Raw genomic sequence first — 16203 nt, forward strand, 5'->3', positions numbered from 1 at the left:
GCCAATGGATATCCCGGTTCCCTTTCTGAAATCCCTCACGATCCCGGCGGACCAGCTCCGGGGGACGCTCGTTCAGGTGCCTTACGTCAATCCCGGTGCCCCGGAATTCGGCTTCACGGTGAACGTGCCGGCCAACTGGGACATCAGCACCTATCCCGAGGAAGCGCCCTCGCCCGATCTCTCCCCCCGCCTCCTGCTCCATGCCAGTCCCGATGCCGGGCGCCAGATCGAACTCTGCATCTTCGCCACCGTCCTGACGCGGGAAGTGAACCCGGTGGACTGGGCCGACGGGTGGCTGGAGCTGGGCGGCCAGGGCATCGTCCATGCGCGCACCTGGAAAACCGAGTACGGTATCCTGATCGATGCGCTGACCCATGCCGCCGACAGGGACGTCAAAGGCGTGCGCCGGTTCATGACGATCAAGGACGGGCCTCGCCTTTTCGTCATCGAGGCACGGATCCGGGCGGAGGATGCGGGCGCGGCAAATTTCGTCCAGAACGTCCTTCTCGCAGCGATCCAGAGCTTTGCGCTCAGCCGGGCCACGAAGGAGCGGTTTGCCGAGCCGTTCGACATGAAGGCGCTGCCCGGGCGGGTTCCCCTCGTCTTCCCGTTTCCGTCCTCATGGGAGGAGAGCGAGATCCCCGACGCGCCGGAGGGGGGATCCGGGCTTCTTCTCGACAACGCCGGGGCCGGCTCGATCCTCGTCGTCTCGGCGCCCGGATGCGATGCGTCGGAAGAGATCGAGGACGCGGCGCTCGACCGGATCGGTGCCCGGATCGACGTGAAGAGAATGGACGACGCCTACATCGCGGTGCCGAGATCGGTGATGAACGTCATCTCCCGGCAGGGTATCGGCCAGCAGGGGGATGCCATGGTGACGCTCGTGACGGGACGGATCGAGACCCCGGACGTCTCTGCCGCCGCCATCCTCGTCGCCCCCTCGCAGGATACGAGTCCCCAGGGCTTCGCCATCGCCCGCCGCGCCTTCGAAGTGCTGGTCGAGGAGATGCAGCCGGCACGATGAGCGCCGCCTTTGCCCATCTGGGCGCCCTCCGCCCTTTCATCTTTCTTCAAATACCCCCGCCGGAGGCGGTCCGCCGCTGGCAGCCGGCGCGTCTGCCGGCCCGGGGCGTGCGCGTCGCCACAGGCTTTCAGGTCCTTAACCATTCTCACAGCTTCGCGAGTTTTGCCCCGCCGCAGCACGGCTCTCCTTCCGCGATGGCCCGTGGGTGCGTATCCTCGCCGAAAAACACGCTGCACGAGCAGTGACAATAACGAGGGCAGAGACATGAAACGAATGATGGCGACGGGATTGATACTGGCTGGCGTGGCGTTCGGGCCGATGGGCTGCGCCGGACCGGTGGAAACGTCGATACGGCCGGGGGCTCGGCCAGCCGGAGGGCCTGTGAGCATTCAACCGACCCGCAACGCGGGATTCGACCAGTGGATCGCCGGCTTCACCGCGCGGGCGCAGAATCAGGGCATCCGGGGCGAGACCCTGTCCCGCGCCTTTGCCGGCGTGACCTACGATGAGGATGCGATCCGGCGGGACCGCAGCCAGGCCGAGTTCCACAAGGCGATCTGGGAGTATCTAGACGGTGCGGTCAGCACCGCCCGCATCGCGAACGGCCGCGATGCGCTGGCCCGGCATCAGGGGACCCTCTCGGCCATCGAGGCGCGGTACGGCGTTCCGGCCGAGGTCGTCACGGCGGTCTGGGGCATGGAAAGCGCGTACGGCGCGATGCGCGGCTCGTCGGACATCGTCAGCTCCCTGTCCACCCTCGCCTATGACGGGCGGCGGGGCGAGTTCTTCGAGGCACAGCTCATCGCCGCTCTGAAGATTCTGCAGTCGGGAGACGTGGCGCCACGCTCCATGACCGGCAGCTGGGCCGGGGCGATGGGCCATACGCAGTTCATGCCGACCTCCTATCTCGATTACGCCGTGGACTTCAGGGGAGACGGCCGGCGGGACATCTGGTCCGACGATCCGACCGACGCGCTCGCCTCGACCGCGAACTATCTCGCGAAGCACGGCTGGAACCGGGGCCAGCCCTGGGCCGTCGAAGTGGTCCTTCCGCAGGGCTTCGACGCCGCGCTGACGGGGAAGGAGACGAAGCGGCGACCGTCCGACTGGGCGCGGCTCGGCGTGCGGTCCGTTTCGGGCGGCTCGGTCCCGGATCACGGGCAGGCGTCCATCCTCATCCCGGCGGGCATCAACGGTCCCGCCCTGATGATCTTCGACAACTTCCGCGTCATCGAGCGCTACAACTCCGCCGACGCCTACGTGATCGGCGTGGGCCACCTCTCCGACCGCATCGCGGGCTCGGGGCCGATCCGTGGTGCCTGGCCACGGGGGGAGCGTCCCCTCGCCCTCACCGAGCGCAAGGAGCTCCAGGAGCGGTTGACTCTGGCCGGCTTCTCCACCGGCGGTGTCGACGGGAAGATCGGGCCGGACACGACCGCCGCGATCCGCCAATGGCAACGCTCCGTCGGCCTCGCACCGGACGGGTTCGCCTCCGCCGCGGTCCTGGCAAAGCTGCGCTGAGGCCTGCCGGAGATGACTTCGCCGGGTGTTCCCAAAGGGTTGAAATTAGGCGTTTTATCAGGTCAGGCGGTGTTCGGTTTGTCCAAGCTGTGTGCAGGCAGAGTACAATCTTGTATCCGGCCCTGGTGGCGCTTTGGTCTCCCTTCCGAATGTGAGATCGACCATGATCTCGGCTGATCGATGAGGATGACTGGGCTACGGCCTTCGTCTACTCTTCGAGCGTGGAACTGGGCGGTCGGATCGCATGGGGCATCGTCCATGCACGAGCTCTTCCGCACGCACCGCTCGTCTCGAAGCATGCGTTCCAAGTCGTCGCCGAGCAGCGTTTCGGTGAGCATGCGGGCAGTGAAGAGCGAGAGTGCGAGGAGGTGCTCGTTATCGAGAACTCAGGCGTGTCGAAGATTGGATGCCGGCTCCATGACCTGCCGCACATGATCGCCGGCACCGCTGAAGATCGACCCGATCAGAACCCGTTCCGCGGCGCGGCCGGCCGAAAGCGCGGCGATGCGGGCGGGATGTCCTGCTGCGGTCTATGTCGAACTGCCGGTTACCGAGCTGCAAGGGCTGGCCGTGGCCGACCCGCCGCCTATCCACTGTAACCAGTTCGATCGCATTCGGGTCGCCCAGTCCCGCACCGAGGCGATACCGCTCCTGACCGCCGACGCGCAGGTTGCGGCCCATGGCGGCCGGGCTGAACGGGTTGCCTGACCGTTCAAGCGGCGCGCCAGGTTTTCCAAGCATCCTCGGTGAACTCGACCCCATGGCCCAAACAGTCCGGAACGACGATGTGGCCATCCTCAATCTGCAGCGCGTGGACCAGCAGGTCGTCCATGAACGGGTAAAATTCCAGCCAGGAGGGGCGCGGCGTGGCGGCGGCGAGGTGGATGTGCAGCACCGTCATGAAATGGGGTGCCACGGCGAGACCCATGCCGTCGGCCAATTCGGCCACTTTCATTGCCTCGGTGAAGCCGCCAATGAAGCAGAGGTCGGGTTGCAGGATGTCGAGACAGTCGCGACCTGCGAAGTGGAAGAACGTCCGCCGCGAATGGAAGTGCTCGCCCCCGGCCACCGCCATCGGCAGCTCGGCTCGAAGGCGGCGATAGCCGTCCAAGTCATGTGCGTAGATCGGTTCCTCGAACCAGTAGATATCATGGTCTGCCAGGGTCCGCCCGAGGCGCAGCGCCGCTTCGAGCCCAAGTCGTTCGTTTGCGTCGATCATGATCTTGGGCGACGGGCCGATCGCCTCGCGCACGGCGGCGAGGCGGTGCGGATCGGCCGAGGTGTCGCGCCCGACGCGCACCTTAACCGCGTCGAGTCCGTCACGGATATAGTCCGCCGAGGTCTCGACCAGGTCCTCGAGCGGCAGGGACGGGCTGGCCTTGCCGCTGCCGTAGCAGGGCACCCGGTTTCGCACCTGACCAAGCGCCTTGGCGACCGAGATGCCCTGAAGGCGTGCGTGCAGGTCCCAGAGTGCGACGTCGATGGCCGAGATCGCCATGGAGGTGATTCCGTGGCCGAGCCGGTGGGTGAAATGGAACAGCTCGCCGTTCAGAGCGCGCACCTCCAGCGCTTCGCGCTGGACGACGCGGGGCAGCAGCACGGTATCGAGCAGCGCCTTGATCGCCGCGCCTCCGCCGTAGTCCGAGGTGAAGGTCCAGCCGGTGCCCTGCATGCCCGAACTGTCGGTCATGGTGACGCCGATCAGCTCGAACTCCTCGTCGGCGCGTTCGGCGGCGAGGCGGTTCGAGGGAAAACGCAAGATCCAGCTCTCGGCGTTGATGATGGTCATGGGCGGTCCTCAGTCTCGTTCCAGGATGACGGTCTTGGCCTCGTCGAAGCTCAGGATGACGGATTGGCCGCGCTCGGCGCGCAAGGGCGGGACGGCCTGCACCCGCAGCTCCAGCCCGGCGGCGGTCGTGACAAAATAGTCGATGACGCCGCCGGTGAAGACGACATCGCGGACGGACCCGGCGATCGTGTTGCGCCCCTCGGGGGGGTGGGTCCCCTCAGGGTCGATCGCGATCTCGGACGGACGGACAGAGACGCTGGCGGTATCCCCCGCGACGGCAGGGGCGCCCTGTGACGTGGCGGTGACGGAGGTGCCGTCCTCGAGCCAGCCGGTGACGGCACGGTCCGTGTTTCGCACCCCGGTCAACGACAGGATGTTGGTCAGCCCGATGAACCCCGCGACGAAAGCGTTTCGGGGGCGGTCGTAGATCTCGCGCGGGGCACCGGTCTGGACGATGACGCCGTCTTTCATGACGACGATGGTGTCCGACAGGGCCAGCGACTCTTCCTGGCTGTGGGTGACGTAGACGCTGGTGATCCCGAGCTCTTGCTGGAGATTTCGAATCTCGAAACGCATCTGTTCGCGCAACACCGCGTCGAGGTTGCTGAGCGGTTCGTCGAACAGGAGGATGTCGGGCCGCGAGGCAATGGCGCGGGCGAGGGCGACGCGCTGCTGCTGGCCGCCGCTCAGCTCGCTCGGGTAGCGGCCGCCATGTACGGCCATGCCGACCATCTTCAGCACTTCGTCCACACGGGAGGCGATGGCGGCCTTTTCGTGGCCCTTCTGCTTTAACCCATAGCCGATATTGCGGGCGACGGTCATGTGCGGCCAGAGCGCATAGGTCTGGAACACCATGCCCATCTCGCGCAGCTCGGGGCGCACGACGCTGGCACCGTCCGACAACACGCGGCCATGGCCGATCACCTTGCCCGAGGTCGGGGTTTCCAGACCCGCGATCATGCGCAGGGTCGTGGTCTTGCCGCAGCCGGACGGGCCGATCAACGACACCATGTGGCCGCGCGGCACGGCGAGATCGACGCCGCGAATGGCCTCGAAGGCGCCGAACCGCTTGCGCAGGTCGACCAGCTCGAGGCCCGGCGACGTGTCGTCGCCGATGCCGGGTTCTTGGTGCGAGGTGGACATGTCGCTCAGTTGCCCGTGGCCTCTTCGAAGGCCTCGATCTGGGCCTCGCGGTTCTCGGCGATCCAGGTCGAGTCCACTGCCACGATGTCCACGTCGCCCACAGCGGTACCGTCGGGGAAGCTGTAGCCGATCTCGGTCAGGACCGGCGCGCAGCCAAGAGCGTCTGGCATGATCGCCTGCGCCTCGGGGCTGACAATGAAGTCGAGCCAGGCTTGCGCCGCCTCGCGGTTGGCAGCGCCGTCCAGCATGGCGAAAGACGACACCTCGCCCGGCGAGCCTTCGGTCGGCCACACAAGGCTGGTCGGATCGCCCCGGTTGGCCGAGGTTTGACCGTTGGCCAGCAGCTGCACGGCCAGCGGACGCTCGCCCGCCGCGGTCAGGTCGCGGATCGTGCCGTGCGAGCCTTCGAGCCTTACCCCGTTTTCCGTCAGTTTGCCGAAGTAGTCCCAGCCGAAGTCGCCGTTTCCGTTCTGGGGCAGATATTCCGAGATGAACCACAGGAACGACTGGATCGACTGCGAACTGGCCGGATCGGCCATGGCTACTTGGTCGGCCCACTGGGGATCGGTCAGGTCCATCCACGATTCAGGCGCCTCGTCTTCCGAGATGGCGTTGGTGTTGTATTGGATCAGGTAGACATTGACGCAGGCCGGCACCGACAGCCCCGAGGCGTCGCGCAGGTTCTCGCGCACGTTCGTCAGGCCTTCGGGCCGGTATTCGGCGAAGGCGTCGTGATCGGCCGCCAGCGCCGCGATGGACGCCTGGTTCAGGCCGACGAGATCGGCCTGGGGGGCGTTGGCCCTCAGCTCGAGCTCGAGCGTGGACAGAAGCTGTTCGCCCGGCTGCACCGAGACCTGCACGTCAACATCGGGATATTGTGCGCCGAAGCCCTCGATCAGGGCGGCCATGTGCTCGTCCGGGTAGGCCGAGTAGATTCGCAGGTTGCCGTCCTGGGCGAGGGCGGGCAGGGCGCCCAGAAGCGGGATCGCCGCGACCGCGCAGCCTCTCGCGATGGAATGTCTCATGGTCTTTCCTCCTCCTTGTGATGGGTCGTCAGTGAGTCGCGGCGGGGGCCGCGTCGGCCTGTCCGCCCCATGCCGCGGCAAGGCGCCGGGCCAAGAGGGCGAGCAGGAACAACAGCGAGACGGTGACGAAGATCGAGATACCGTAGGCGCAGGCGACGGCGAGGCCGCCATTGCCGTTCCACACGCTCAGAACCGACGTGGCGATGGTCTGTGTGTCGAACCCGCGCAGCACGATGGACGCGCTGAGCTCGGGGATCGCCAGTACGAAGACCAAAAGGAACGTGTAGACGAAGGCCGGCAGGATCAGCGGCAGGGTGATCCTGAGCAGCGTGGACAACTCGCCCGCGCCGAAGACGCGCGACGCCTCCTCGAGCTCGGGTGAGACTTGCAAAAGCGCGGACTGGCTGTTGCGCACGCCAAGCGGGATGAACCGCGCTAGATAGGCCAAAAGCAGGATCGCGGGCGTGCCGTAGAAGCCAAGCAGGCGGAACGGCTCACTGAGATAGATCACGATCAGCGCGAAGGCGAGCGCGGTGCCCGGCACTGCCAGCGGCAGGACCGAGATGTAGTCGAGTATGGCGCGGCCGGGCTGACGGGTGCGCACCACCACATAGGCGACGATCACGCCGAATACCGCGACGACAGCGGCGCTGGCCGCGGCAAGCCGCAGGCTGAGGAACACCGCCTTGCGGATCGAGTCGTCGCCGAGGATTGTGGAGAAGTTGGCGAGCGTCCAGTTGTCCGCCGTGAAACCGTTGCCGATGCTCTTCATCAGGCTGACGGCCAGCATGGTGCCGTACGGCAGGATCAGCGCGACGCCGACATAGAGCAGCCCGAACGCAGTCAACAGGTGCTCGGGCCAGCCAAGATCCAGCGTTCGCGCGGCGAAGGCCTTGCCTGAAATGGTGCGGTAGCGTTCGGGATGGCGGATCCCATAGCGCTGGAGTAACAGCGCAAGGATCGAAATGCCGACCAGTACCACGGCCGCGACCGACGCTTCGTCGAAGTCGAGGCCCAGCAGTGACTCGCGGATTGACACGGTCAAGACCGGAATCCCCAGCATCTCGGGCGGGCCGTACATCGCGAGGCTGGTGGCAAAGGCGAGAAGCGTGCCCGCCAAGATCGCGGGCCGCGCAAGCGGCAGGGTGACGGTCGCGATCGTGCGCAGGGGCGAGGCGCCCTTGAGCCGGGCTGCATCCTCCAGCGCGGGGTCCATCGAGCCGAAGGCAGGCACGAGCGCGAGAAAGACGAAAGACACCCCGCTCGGCAGGGCGGTGAACACCAGTCCCCAGAGCGTGTAGATGTCGAAAGGTCCGGTGCGCACGTCCATACTGAACAGTTCGCGCAACACAATGTTCGCGTAGCCGACGTTCGGCCCCGCCAGCAGGATGTAGCCCATCGCCAGCAGGAATTCGGGGCTGATGAGGGCGAGGATCATGGTGACCCGCACCAGCCCCTTGAAACGCATCCGCGTACGCGCCACCCCGAAGGCCAGCGCGGTGCCGATCACCGCGCTGAGGCCGGCCAACCCCATCGCAACGAGGATGCTGTTCCAGGTCGCCGTCCGCAGGGACCGGCTTGCGAGAAACTCGGCATAGGCCGACAGTCCGCCATCGCCCTCAAGGAAGCTCGTCAGGAAGATCGCGCCGAACGGCAACAGGATCAGCCAGACGAGCACCAGGGCCGAGACGGCATAGGCCGCGCGGCTCCATATGGCGACGGTGCCGCCCTGGGTAGTCTCCGGCGCAGCGGCGGTCATGGGGCGCAGAGCGCGACCAGCGCCCCGATGTCTTTCGCGCGCGGCAGGTCCGCGACCGCCGCGATCACGTCGTCGGCCTTGGCGCCGGTCATGACCGAGGACAGAAGGTCATGCGCCTTGGCACGCACTTCTTCGAGGGTCATGGGATTTCCCATTCGGCCTTTGACCATCAGTCCCTGCCGTTCCGAAAGGGCGCCCTGCGGCGTGTCGACCTCGATCCGCGCCTCGAACCGGTCCTGGCCGTCCTCAGGCGGCAGAAAGGCGATACGCTCCGCCACGTCGAGGATTGCCGGGTCCTCCATGCGCGCCCCGTCATGAGTGGTGGCGAAGTCGAGCTTGCCGTTCAGCAGCGTGGCGGCAAGGCAGTAGCGCAGGTTGAGGTCCGCCATGCGGTTCTCGTCGCCGATGACGTTGTACCAGTCGAGGTGGTAGCGCACCCGCAGGGCCGAGACGGCCCCCGGTGCCAGCCCGTGCGTGTCGATCAGTGCCTCGAGTGCGGCGACGGGGGCGGCTATTGGGAAGCCGACCGAATATTTCTTGATGTCGGTTTCGAGGATTCGGAACGAATCGTAGGGCGGGTCGAGCCGCGAGATATCGCAATCGGGCGAGATGGCGTCGAAGATATTCCGGTCCGACGTATCTAACACGTCGCCGTCGCCGGTGAAGCCCGCATCCACCAGCGCAGCGGCGCGGGTGCCGTTGGCGGCGGGCATCCCCGAAAACGTATAGCTTTTAAGGGTGTGCGCAGTGTCGAGGCGCCAGGTGGTCAAGCCCGACGCCTCCTGTGCGAGGTAGTTCGCAAGCACGCGGAACTGGTCGGCGCGAAATCCCATCAAGCTGCCCGCCGCGAGGCCTGCGCCGAACAGGCCTGTATGCGCGTGGCAGGACCGGGACGAGCGCGCGAAGCTCATGGCGGGCGCGACCGCCTCGCCGAAGCGGATGATCAGTTCATAGGCCATCCAGGTGGCGCGCAGCACTTGGTCGCCGGTGCTGCCGCGCGCTTCGGCCACGGCCAACACCGCCGGCAGGATCGCGCATCCGGGGTGGGTCTGGCTGGTCTCGTGGGAATCGTCGGATTCGTCGGCATGGGCCGACATGCCGTTGGCGAAGGCCACATCGACCATGGACGCCTTGATGCGGGTGCCGAGTATAGTCGCGTCGCCCCGTCCACCAAGCCCCGTGACGTAAGCCTGCGCAGCGCGTCCCGCTTCGAGCGCCGCGCCCGAGACGATGGCGGCCACGGTGTCGAGAACCTGCATTTCAGTCTTGGCGCGGACGTGGTCCGGCAACTCGGCGGTCCGGGCCGCTTCCGCGAAGGCGTAGAACACGGCTCCGCGCGAGGGTTCCGCACCGGTGCTCTGGTCTGCGCTCGCCAATGGCCGTTCCTTCGCCTTGCCGTCCCGCCAAGGTGTGACCGGACTGTATATGTAAGCGGTTACATATTTGGTTTCCAACGATTGGGCAAGACTGGACGATGATACAGGCCCAGATTATCCATAAATCGGGTAGAAGAGTGAAATATTGGGGGGTCGACCGATCGGTGGGGGCTAAGCTCAATTCACTTTGAGCGCGCTTACATCGGTGTTATCCAGCCGTGAGCTCAACGAAGAAGGACAGATCGAATGCCTGCCACCATTGCCGATATCGACGCGCGGCTCGTGTCGCTGCCAGTCGCAGCCGGCTTCGCCGACGCGACGCGGACTGTGGAAACCGTCGGGATGCTCGTCGTGCGCGTCCGCACGTCGGACGGGCTGACGGGGATCGGCGTGACGTACCACGAGGTCGGCGGCGAAGCGACGCGCGACCTGATCGAGCGGACGTTCCGCCCCAGGCTGGTCGGGCGTGACCCGCTCGAGACCGAGGCGATCTGGCAGGAGTTGTTCCACTACCTGCGGGGGATCGGGCGCAAGGGCCTGACCTTCGCCGCCTTGAGCGCGGTGGACACGGCGCTTTGGGACCTCAAGGGCAAGCGGTTCGACGTGCCGATCTACCGCCTGATCGGCGGCGACCGCACCGAGGTGCCCGTCTACGCCAGCGGCGGCTGGACCTCCTACGACGACGACGCGCTGATCGAAGAGATGACCGGCATGGTCGCCGAAGGCTATGGCATCGTGAAGTTCAAGGTGGGCGTCGAGGGCGGACGCAATATCCGCCGCGATGTCGAGCGGGTACGCAAGGTTCGCGAGGCGGTTGGCCCCGACATCGGGATCCTCGTGGACGCCAACAACGCCTTCGACGCGGCGACGGCGGTGCAATTGGCCAACCGCATCCGCGAGTACGACATCCTCGCCTTTGAAGAGCCTGTCTTTGCCGACGACATTCCGGGCCTGCGCCGCTTCCAGCAGGGGACCGACGTTCCGGTGGCGACGGGCGAGCACGAATATACCCGTTTCGGCGTGCGCGACTTGATCCTGGCCGAAGCGGCCGACATCGTTCAGGCTGATGGCGCGCGAGCGGGCGGCTATACCGAGATGCTGAAGATCGCGGCTCTGACCCAGGCCTGGAACCTGCGCTTTGCCCCGCACGCGATGGAGAATATTCACCTGCAACTTGCGGCGGCGACGTTCAACGTGCCCTTCCTCGAGAGGCTGAAGCTGTTCGAGCCGATCACCGCCCATGTTTTCAAGGACGCGCCGGTGCCCGTGGGCGGCATGATGCACGTGCCGGACCTGCCGGGTCTCGGGCTCGAGCTGAACGAGGATTTCATCCGCGAGCACGAAGAGCGGGACTGAGGCAAGGGCGGCTCCGGCCACGGGGCCGTCAGGCGTCGGCCACCGGCACCTCGGCCCCGTCGCGGCGCAGGCTGGTTTCGGCCGCTTCCAGAACCGCGATCAGATGCAGCGCGAAGGACAGCGAGCGTTCCAGCGGGCCAGAGCGCACCTGCTCGAGCAGTGCGTCGATCCCCCGCCCGAACGCGGTCGGACGGTCATACTGAAAGTTCCCGATCTCGATCGGTCCGGCGGGCGTCTCGAAGCTATAGGCCTCGAGCAGATCGACGGTGGCGTCGTTCAGGTTGAGCTCGAACCGCGATGCCGAACCGCCCTCGTGGGTGGCCTCGATCACTACGCCTCCCTCGCCGTCAGGATTTGCGGTCAGGTGCGCGATCGGTCCCAGAACTTGTTCCAACACGCTGAGCCCGTGCGGCGCCGCGTCCCAGAGCGCGCCGTATTCCTCCTGCCGCCAAGCGGACTGGCTGTAGGGGCTACCCGACAAAAGCGCGCCCGACCGGAACCGGGCGAGGCCCGAGGCGGCCTTGCCTCGAGCGTGCGCGACGAACTCCTGCACCCGGTCGATATAGAGACGGGTCAGGAAACAGATCGCGCCCACACCTGAGGCGCGCACCGCATCGGCCAGCCGCGTCGCGGCGGCAAGGTCCCCCGCCAGCGGCTTTTCCAGGATCAGGTGCTTGCCCGCCTCGGCCGCGCGGATCGCAAGATCGCCCTGCGCTGCGGGCGGGATGACGAAGGACACGGCATCGACGCTGGCGAGAAGCGCGTCGAAATCGTCCATGGCCCGGATGCCGAACGTATCGGCTACCTCGGCAGTGCGATCCGGGTCGCGGCCCATGACGGCAACCAGTTCGGTGCCGGGATGGGCCTTGAGGGCGGGAAGGTGAACGGCGCGCGCCCAATGGGCTGTGCCGACAACGCCGAACCTGAGGGGTTTGGTCATGCTGTCTCCTGTGGTCAGCGTCAGGGGCATCCTAGCTGTTCGGCGAGGTCCGCGAAGTCGCGGCACACGAAATCGGCGCGGTCGTCGGCTTCGGGGAATTGCGGGGGCTCGTCGCCCCATTGCTTGGGCCTATGGATGAAGGCCGTGCGGAATCCATAGGAATGCGCCGCGATCAGGTCGTTGTTGTGGCCGGTCACCATGAGGATGTTCGCCGGAGCGACCCCGAGCCAATGCGCCGCCGTGTCATAGGCGGGGCGCTTGGTCTTGTAGGTGCCGATCATCTCGCACGAGATGATGCAATCCCAGTCCAGCCCGCCGCGTCGCGAGGTCTCGATCAGCATGGTCGTCTTGAGGATGGTGAAGGGCGCCACGCGGAATTTCGCGCGCAGTCGCGGCAGGGCGCGCCGCACGTCCGGCCACGGATCGAGCCTGCGCCACATAGCCAGAAGCTCGGCCCGAGTATCGGCATCGGCAACGGGCAGTCCGAATTCCCGCCAGGTCTGTTCCTGCGTGATCCGGAGCACGTCGTCGAAGTCGAGTGTGGCGATGCCGTTCTCCTGCGGCATGCCGTCATCGACCATCACCGTGGACAGGCGCCGCCAGCGTTTGGCCACCGCCGACCAGTCGGCGGTCAGGCCGCGCGTCCGACCGAACTCCTGAAGCTCGCGCAGGATACCCGAGTACCAGTCAAGAACTGTGCCGCCGGTATCGACGGTCAGGGCGCGGATCGTGGGGGGCAGGGCGCTCATCTCGATCCCGCGTCAGAACAACAGGTTCGGAAGGAAAAGCACGAGGGCCGGGATCAGCGCGATCACGACGTTGATCAGCATCAGCATCAGCACGAAGGGCAGCACGCCCTTTGACGCCTCGGTGATCGATATTCGCGCGATGCCCGCCGCGATGAAAAGCAGCGTGCCCACGGGCGGGGTGACGCCGCCAATCAGGCAGGCGATGACGATCGCGACGCCCGAATGGACCGGATCGTAGCCTATCCCGGCACAGACCGCGGCAAGCGGTGCCGCGAACATGATGAGCACGGCGGTCGCGTCGATGAAGAGCCCGAGGCAGATCAGCGACAGCAGGATCAGCATCATCTGGATTTCGGGGACGCCGCTGACACTTTCCAGAAGGCTGATGAGCGTCGACTGGAAGCGTGCGCGGGTCAGCATGTTGGCGAAGACCGTCGAGGCACCCAAGATCAGGAAGACCATCGCCGTCGTATAGCCCGCCTCGAGGAAGGCGCGGCGCAGGGACCGCAGGCCGAAGCCGCCGTAGACGAGCTGGCCCAGGAGCAGGACTACGACCACGGCGACAACGCCCGCTTCGGTCGGGGTGAAGACGCCGCCGACGATACCGCCCAGGATGATGAGCGGGATCAGGAGCGCAGGGCCGCATTCCCGGAACACGCGGGTGAACCCGGCGAGGCTGCGCTTCTCAAGGTCGGGATCGACCCCGATGCCCAGCCGCACCGCCTGGATGTGCGCGGTCAGCATGAGCCCGAGGCCCACGAGCAGGCCGGGAATGGCGCCGCCGAGGAACAGCCGGCCCGTCGAGACGCCGGTGAGGTAGCCGTAAATGATCATCAGCGTGCTCGGCGGGATGATCGAGCCGATCACCGACGCGGTCGAAGTGATGGCTGCGGCATAGGACGGCGGGTATTTCTTGGACGTCATGCCGGGGATCAGGATCGAGCCGAGAGCGGCGCTTTCGGCGACGGCGGATCCGGTGATGCCCCCGAACAGCATCGCTGCGACGATGTTGCAATGGGCAAGGCCCGCGCGCATCTGCCCCACGAGGTAGGCGGCGAGGCCCACCACCTTGTCCGTCAGCGAGCAGGACGTGGCCAGCGTGCCGGTCAGTACGAAGAACGGGATCGCCATCAGCGGAAAGGAGTCGATGCCGCCGAACATGCGGCTGATGACCAGCGTCAGAGGGACGTTGCCCTGCATCAGCATGGGAACCATCGCTCCGAGACCGATGGCGACTGCGATGGGCACGCCAAAAACGAGAAGGATCAGAAAGGAGCCAAAAAGAGTGCCAACCATCGTGTCGCTGTCCCGGAAATAATTATCAGTGAATGAAGCGGAGATCAGTCCGCCGATGCCTCGCCGCCGAATTCGCGCGGCTTACCCTGGATGTCCCTGATGGCGAGCCGCAGCGTCTCGAAGATCATCAGCGCCCCGCCGACGGGAATGGCGATATGCACGTAGGTCATCGGCATGCGCAGCGACGCCGATTGCTGTGCGTAGTTCGAGATCGCCAGCTCCCAGCCGAACCAGACCAATACGCCTGCGAAGATCAGGAACGCCGCATGGCTGAACATCAGCAGCGGCAACCGCAGGGCGTGGGGAACCAGTTCGAGCACGATGTCGACGCTGAGATGGACGCCGTAGCGAACGCCGAGCCCGGAGCCGAGGAAGACGACCCAGACGCTTATGTAGCGCGTCACCTCTTCGGCCCAGTAGAGCCCCCCGTAGCCTACGACCCGCATGGCCGTGGAGGTAAACGTCATAGCGACCATCAAGACGAGGCCGAGAATGATCATTGTTTCAATCGTATTGCGATAGATCCTGTCCATCTCGCCCTCGCCTCAGGTTCAGCCTTGGGGATCAGTCTTCGTCCGATCCGGCGACTTCCAGCATCTTCTGGTAGACCGCGTATACGTCGTCACCCTTGTCCTTGATGTACCCGTCCATCGCAGCCAGCACCGGTTCCCGGAATTCTTCGATGTTGTCGGGCTCGATGATTGTGACGCCCTCTTCCTCCATCCGCGCGATGGCGGCATTGGCGGCTTCGGTATGCAGGCCAAGCTGGTATTCGGAGGCGCGCGCGGCGGCGTCCTCAAGGATGGCGCGCTGCTCGTCCGTAAGGCCGTTCCACCAATCGAGGTTCACGACCATTGGTTGGGGATAGAAGTTGTGCCGCGTCAGGGTCAGGTTCTTGACCTGCTCGCTGAAGCCAGACGTAACCATGGATTCCGCGGTACCGTCGATGGCGTCCACGACGCCGTTCTCAAGCGCGGTGTAGGCCTCGGAAAAGGCGATCGCCGTCGGCGTCGCGCCCCAAGACTGGGCAAGCGTGACGAAGAGCGGCGTCTGCGGGATCCGCATCTTCATGCCTTCGATGTCGGCAAGCGTTCGCACCGGCTCGTTGGCGAGCAGGTTGCGCGGCCCCTGGTACATGGCGCCCAGCATGTGGAAGCCCTGCGGCTCCATAAAGCCGTTGAGATCGGGCGAGATCGCTTCGACCACGCGGGCAAGGTCTTCGACATCGCCATAGGTGTAGAAGGCTTCCATCACCTCGAGCTGGGGCACGAATGCGCCAGTCCCGGGCAGGCCCGACAGCACCATCTCCATGCCGCCGGCGCGGGTCATCTCAGCCATCTCGCGCTCGGTCCCGAGCTCTTCCGAATAGAACGGCTGCACCTCGATGGAACCGCCTGATTCCTCTTCGACTATGCGGGCGAACTCAGCGGTGCCTTTCGAGATGGTGTGGTCCGGCTGGTACACGGTCCCGACGCGGATAGTCAGGTCCTGTGCAGCCGCAGGCAGAGCAATACAGACGCTGACACCAGCCCAGAGGGCTGCGGTGATTGGTTTCATTATGCTTCCTCCCTTGCGCGTCTCACTTATTGTGAAAGCGCTTCTCCTATTTGTGCCTAACACATAATGTATCACTATGTCATATGGGTACATTATTTATGTAAGCGGTTTCACGATGAATGTTCGCATCGTGGATGTCAATCGGGCTTCCGGGTTTATGCGCTGATCGGCGGTCTCCTTCATGATCGCGAGGCAGGCGGCGAAATCATCGGTCATCCGTTGGTGAACGCGTTACTTTCGGTTGTGATAGGCGGCGACCACACCGCCCCTTGGTTCGATGACGCGGGCCGGGCCGTTCATGCTCGCCATATTCACCATAAGGTCGGGGGCAATCCCCGCCGCTACCGCCCCGAGGATCGTCGAGCCGAGCAGCACCGGTTTGAGCTGGTCGGGCGCGATCACGGGAAGGCCGGTCGCATCGGCACTTTTCGCGCCGGTACCAGGGGTTCTGCGCCAGTCTGCCTCTTGCCACGAGTGCCCCGATCTTGCCGCCCTCGGCGGCGCGCATCGCTTGGGATATGGCGCGGGTGAGGTGGGGCCAGCGCCTGGATCGTGGCGAACCTGCGCCGCACCAGCGTCTTATCTGACAGGGCCATGTGTGCCGGGCAGGCTGCGCTTGAGCCAGTGCGTCTTGAACACCTCCATCTCTAGCAAGATGCGCCCGCCCA

At 65.6% G+C, this 16203-nt stretch carries 15 protein-coding genes; 4 read left to right on the forward strand and 11 right to left on the reverse strand.

What is annotated here, in order from left to right:
- Window positions 1–4 precede the first annotated feature (4 nt).
- The 3 genes from DQG15_RS09860 (at window position 5) to DQG15_RS09870 (ending at window position 3253) form a co-directional block, all read left to right on the forward strand.
- On the forward strand, window positions 5–1024 hold the full coding sequence (locus DQG15_RS09860; RefSeq protein ID WP_116084889.1) for a hypothetical protein: 1020 nt from the start codon (window positions 5–7) through the stop codon (window positions 1022–1024).
- Window positions 1025–1300: 276 nt separating this feature from the next.
- Window positions 1301–2545, forward strand: a complete 1245-nt coding sequence (locus DQG15_RS09865; protein ID WP_116085565.1) for a lytic murein transglycosylase — start codon at window positions 1301–1303, stop codon at window positions 2543–2545.
- A 504-nt stretch (window positions 2546–3049) separates the two neighbouring features.
- Window positions 3050–3253, forward strand: a complete 204-nt coding sequence (locus DQG15_RS09870) for a hypothetical protein (RefSeq protein ID WP_116084890.1) — start codon at window positions 3050–3052, stop codon at window positions 3251–3253.
- A 4-nt stretch (window positions 3254–3257) separates the two neighbouring features.
- Here DQG15_RS09870 and DQG15_RS09875 read toward each other — a convergent pair whose 3' ends face one another.
- From DQG15_RS09875 to DQG15_RS09895, 5 genes are read right to left on the reverse strand one after another with little or no spacing between them, the layout of a single operon-like run.
- The gene (locus DQG15_RS09875) at window positions 3258–4334 is read right to left on the reverse strand and encodes a mandelate racemase/muconate lactonizing enzyme family protein (RefSeq protein ID WP_116084892.1); all 1077 of its coding nucleotides are present in this window, start codon (window positions 4332–4334) and stop codon (window positions 3258–3260) included.
- A gap of 9 nt (window positions 4335–4343) precedes the next feature.
- Window positions 4344–5477 carry an ABC transporter ATP-binding protein gene (locus DQG15_RS09880; protein ID WP_116084894.1) on the reverse strand — a complete coding sequence of 378 codons (1134 nt, stop codon included), beginning with the start codon at window positions 5475–5477 and terminating at the stop codon, window positions 4344–4346.
- A 5-nt stretch (window positions 5478–5482) separates the two neighbouring features.
- Window positions 5483–6502, reverse strand: coding sequence for an ABC transporter substrate-binding protein (locus DQG15_RS09885; RefSeq protein WP_157968954.1), 1020 nt, complete (start codon window positions 6500–6502; stop codon window positions 5483–5485).
- Between the two features lie 28 nt (window positions 6503–6530).
- On the reverse strand, window positions 6531–8261 hold the full coding sequence (locus DQG15_RS09890) for an iron ABC transporter permease (RefSeq protein ID WP_116084897.1): 1731 nt from the start codon (window positions 8259–8261) through the stop codon (window positions 6531–6533).
- The gene (locus DQG15_RS09895; RefSeq protein ID WP_157968955.1) at window positions 8258–9637 is read right to left on the reverse strand and encodes an MmgE/PrpD family protein; all 1380 of its coding nucleotides are present in this window, start codon (window positions 9635–9637) and stop codon (window positions 8258–8260) included. The genes DQG15_RS09890 and DQG15_RS09895 overlap by 4 nt, the downstream gene beginning before the upstream one ends.
- Before the next feature lie 246 nt (window positions 9638–9883).
- On the opposite strand from DQG15_RS09895, the gene DQG15_RS09900 reads away from it, so the two are divergent.
- Window positions 9884–10993 carry a mandelate racemase/muconate lactonizing enzyme family protein gene (locus tag DQG15_RS09900; protein WP_116084900.1) on the forward strand — a complete coding sequence of 370 codons (1110 nt, stop codon included), beginning with the start codon at window positions 9884–9886 and terminating at the stop codon, window positions 10991–10993.
- A gap of 28 nt (window positions 10994–11021) precedes the next feature.
- Here the strand turns inward: DQG15_RS09900 and DQG15_RS09905 are convergent, their stop codons facing one another.
- The 6 genes from DQG15_RS09905 to DQG15_RS18170 all read right to left on the reverse strand — a co-directional run bounded on the left by DQG15_RS09905 (window position 11022) and on the right by DQG15_RS18170 (window position 15937).
- Entirely contained in the window at window positions 11022–11933 is a 912-nt protein-coding gene (locus tag DQG15_RS09905; protein WP_157968956.1) for a Gfo/Idh/MocA family protein, read from the reverse strand.
- Window positions 11934–11953: 20 nt separating this feature from the next.
- The gene (locus DQG15_RS09910; RefSeq protein ID WP_116084903.1) at window positions 11954–12682 is read right to left on the reverse strand and encodes an HAD hydrolase-like protein; all 729 of its coding nucleotides are present in this window, start codon (window positions 12680–12682) and stop codon (window positions 11954–11956) included.
- A 12-nt stretch (window positions 12683–12694) separates the two neighbouring features.
- On the reverse strand, window positions 12695–13978 hold the full coding sequence (locus DQG15_RS09915) for a TRAP transporter large permease (RefSeq protein WP_116084905.1): 1284 nt from the start codon (window positions 13976–13978) through the stop codon (window positions 12695–12697).
- A gap of 44 nt (window positions 13979–14022) precedes the next feature.
- On the reverse strand, window positions 14023–14478 hold the full coding sequence (locus DQG15_RS09920; protein ID WP_232830793.1) for a TRAP transporter small permease: 456 nt from the start codon (window positions 14476–14478) through the stop codon (window positions 14023–14025).
- A gap of 64 nt (window positions 14479–14542) precedes the next feature.
- Window positions 14543–15535: a TRAP transporter substrate-binding protein gene (locus DQG15_RS09925; RefSeq protein WP_157968957.1), complete on the reverse strand. Its 993-nt coding sequence runs from the start codon at window positions 15533–15535 to the stop codon at window positions 14543–14545.
- A gap of 231 nt (window positions 15536–15766) precedes the next feature.
- Window positions 15767–15937, reverse strand: a complete 171-nt coding sequence (locus DQG15_RS18170; RefSeq protein WP_157968958.1) for a hypothetical protein — start codon at window positions 15935–15937, stop codon at window positions 15767–15769.
- Window positions 15938–16203 lie beyond the last annotated feature (266 nt).

It is taken from the genome of Tropicimonas sp. IMCC34011 (assembly GCF_003390865.1).
Taxonomy (GTDB): domain Bacteria; phylum Pseudomonadota; class Alphaproteobacteria; order Rhodobacterales; family Rhodobacteraceae; genus Tropicimonas_B.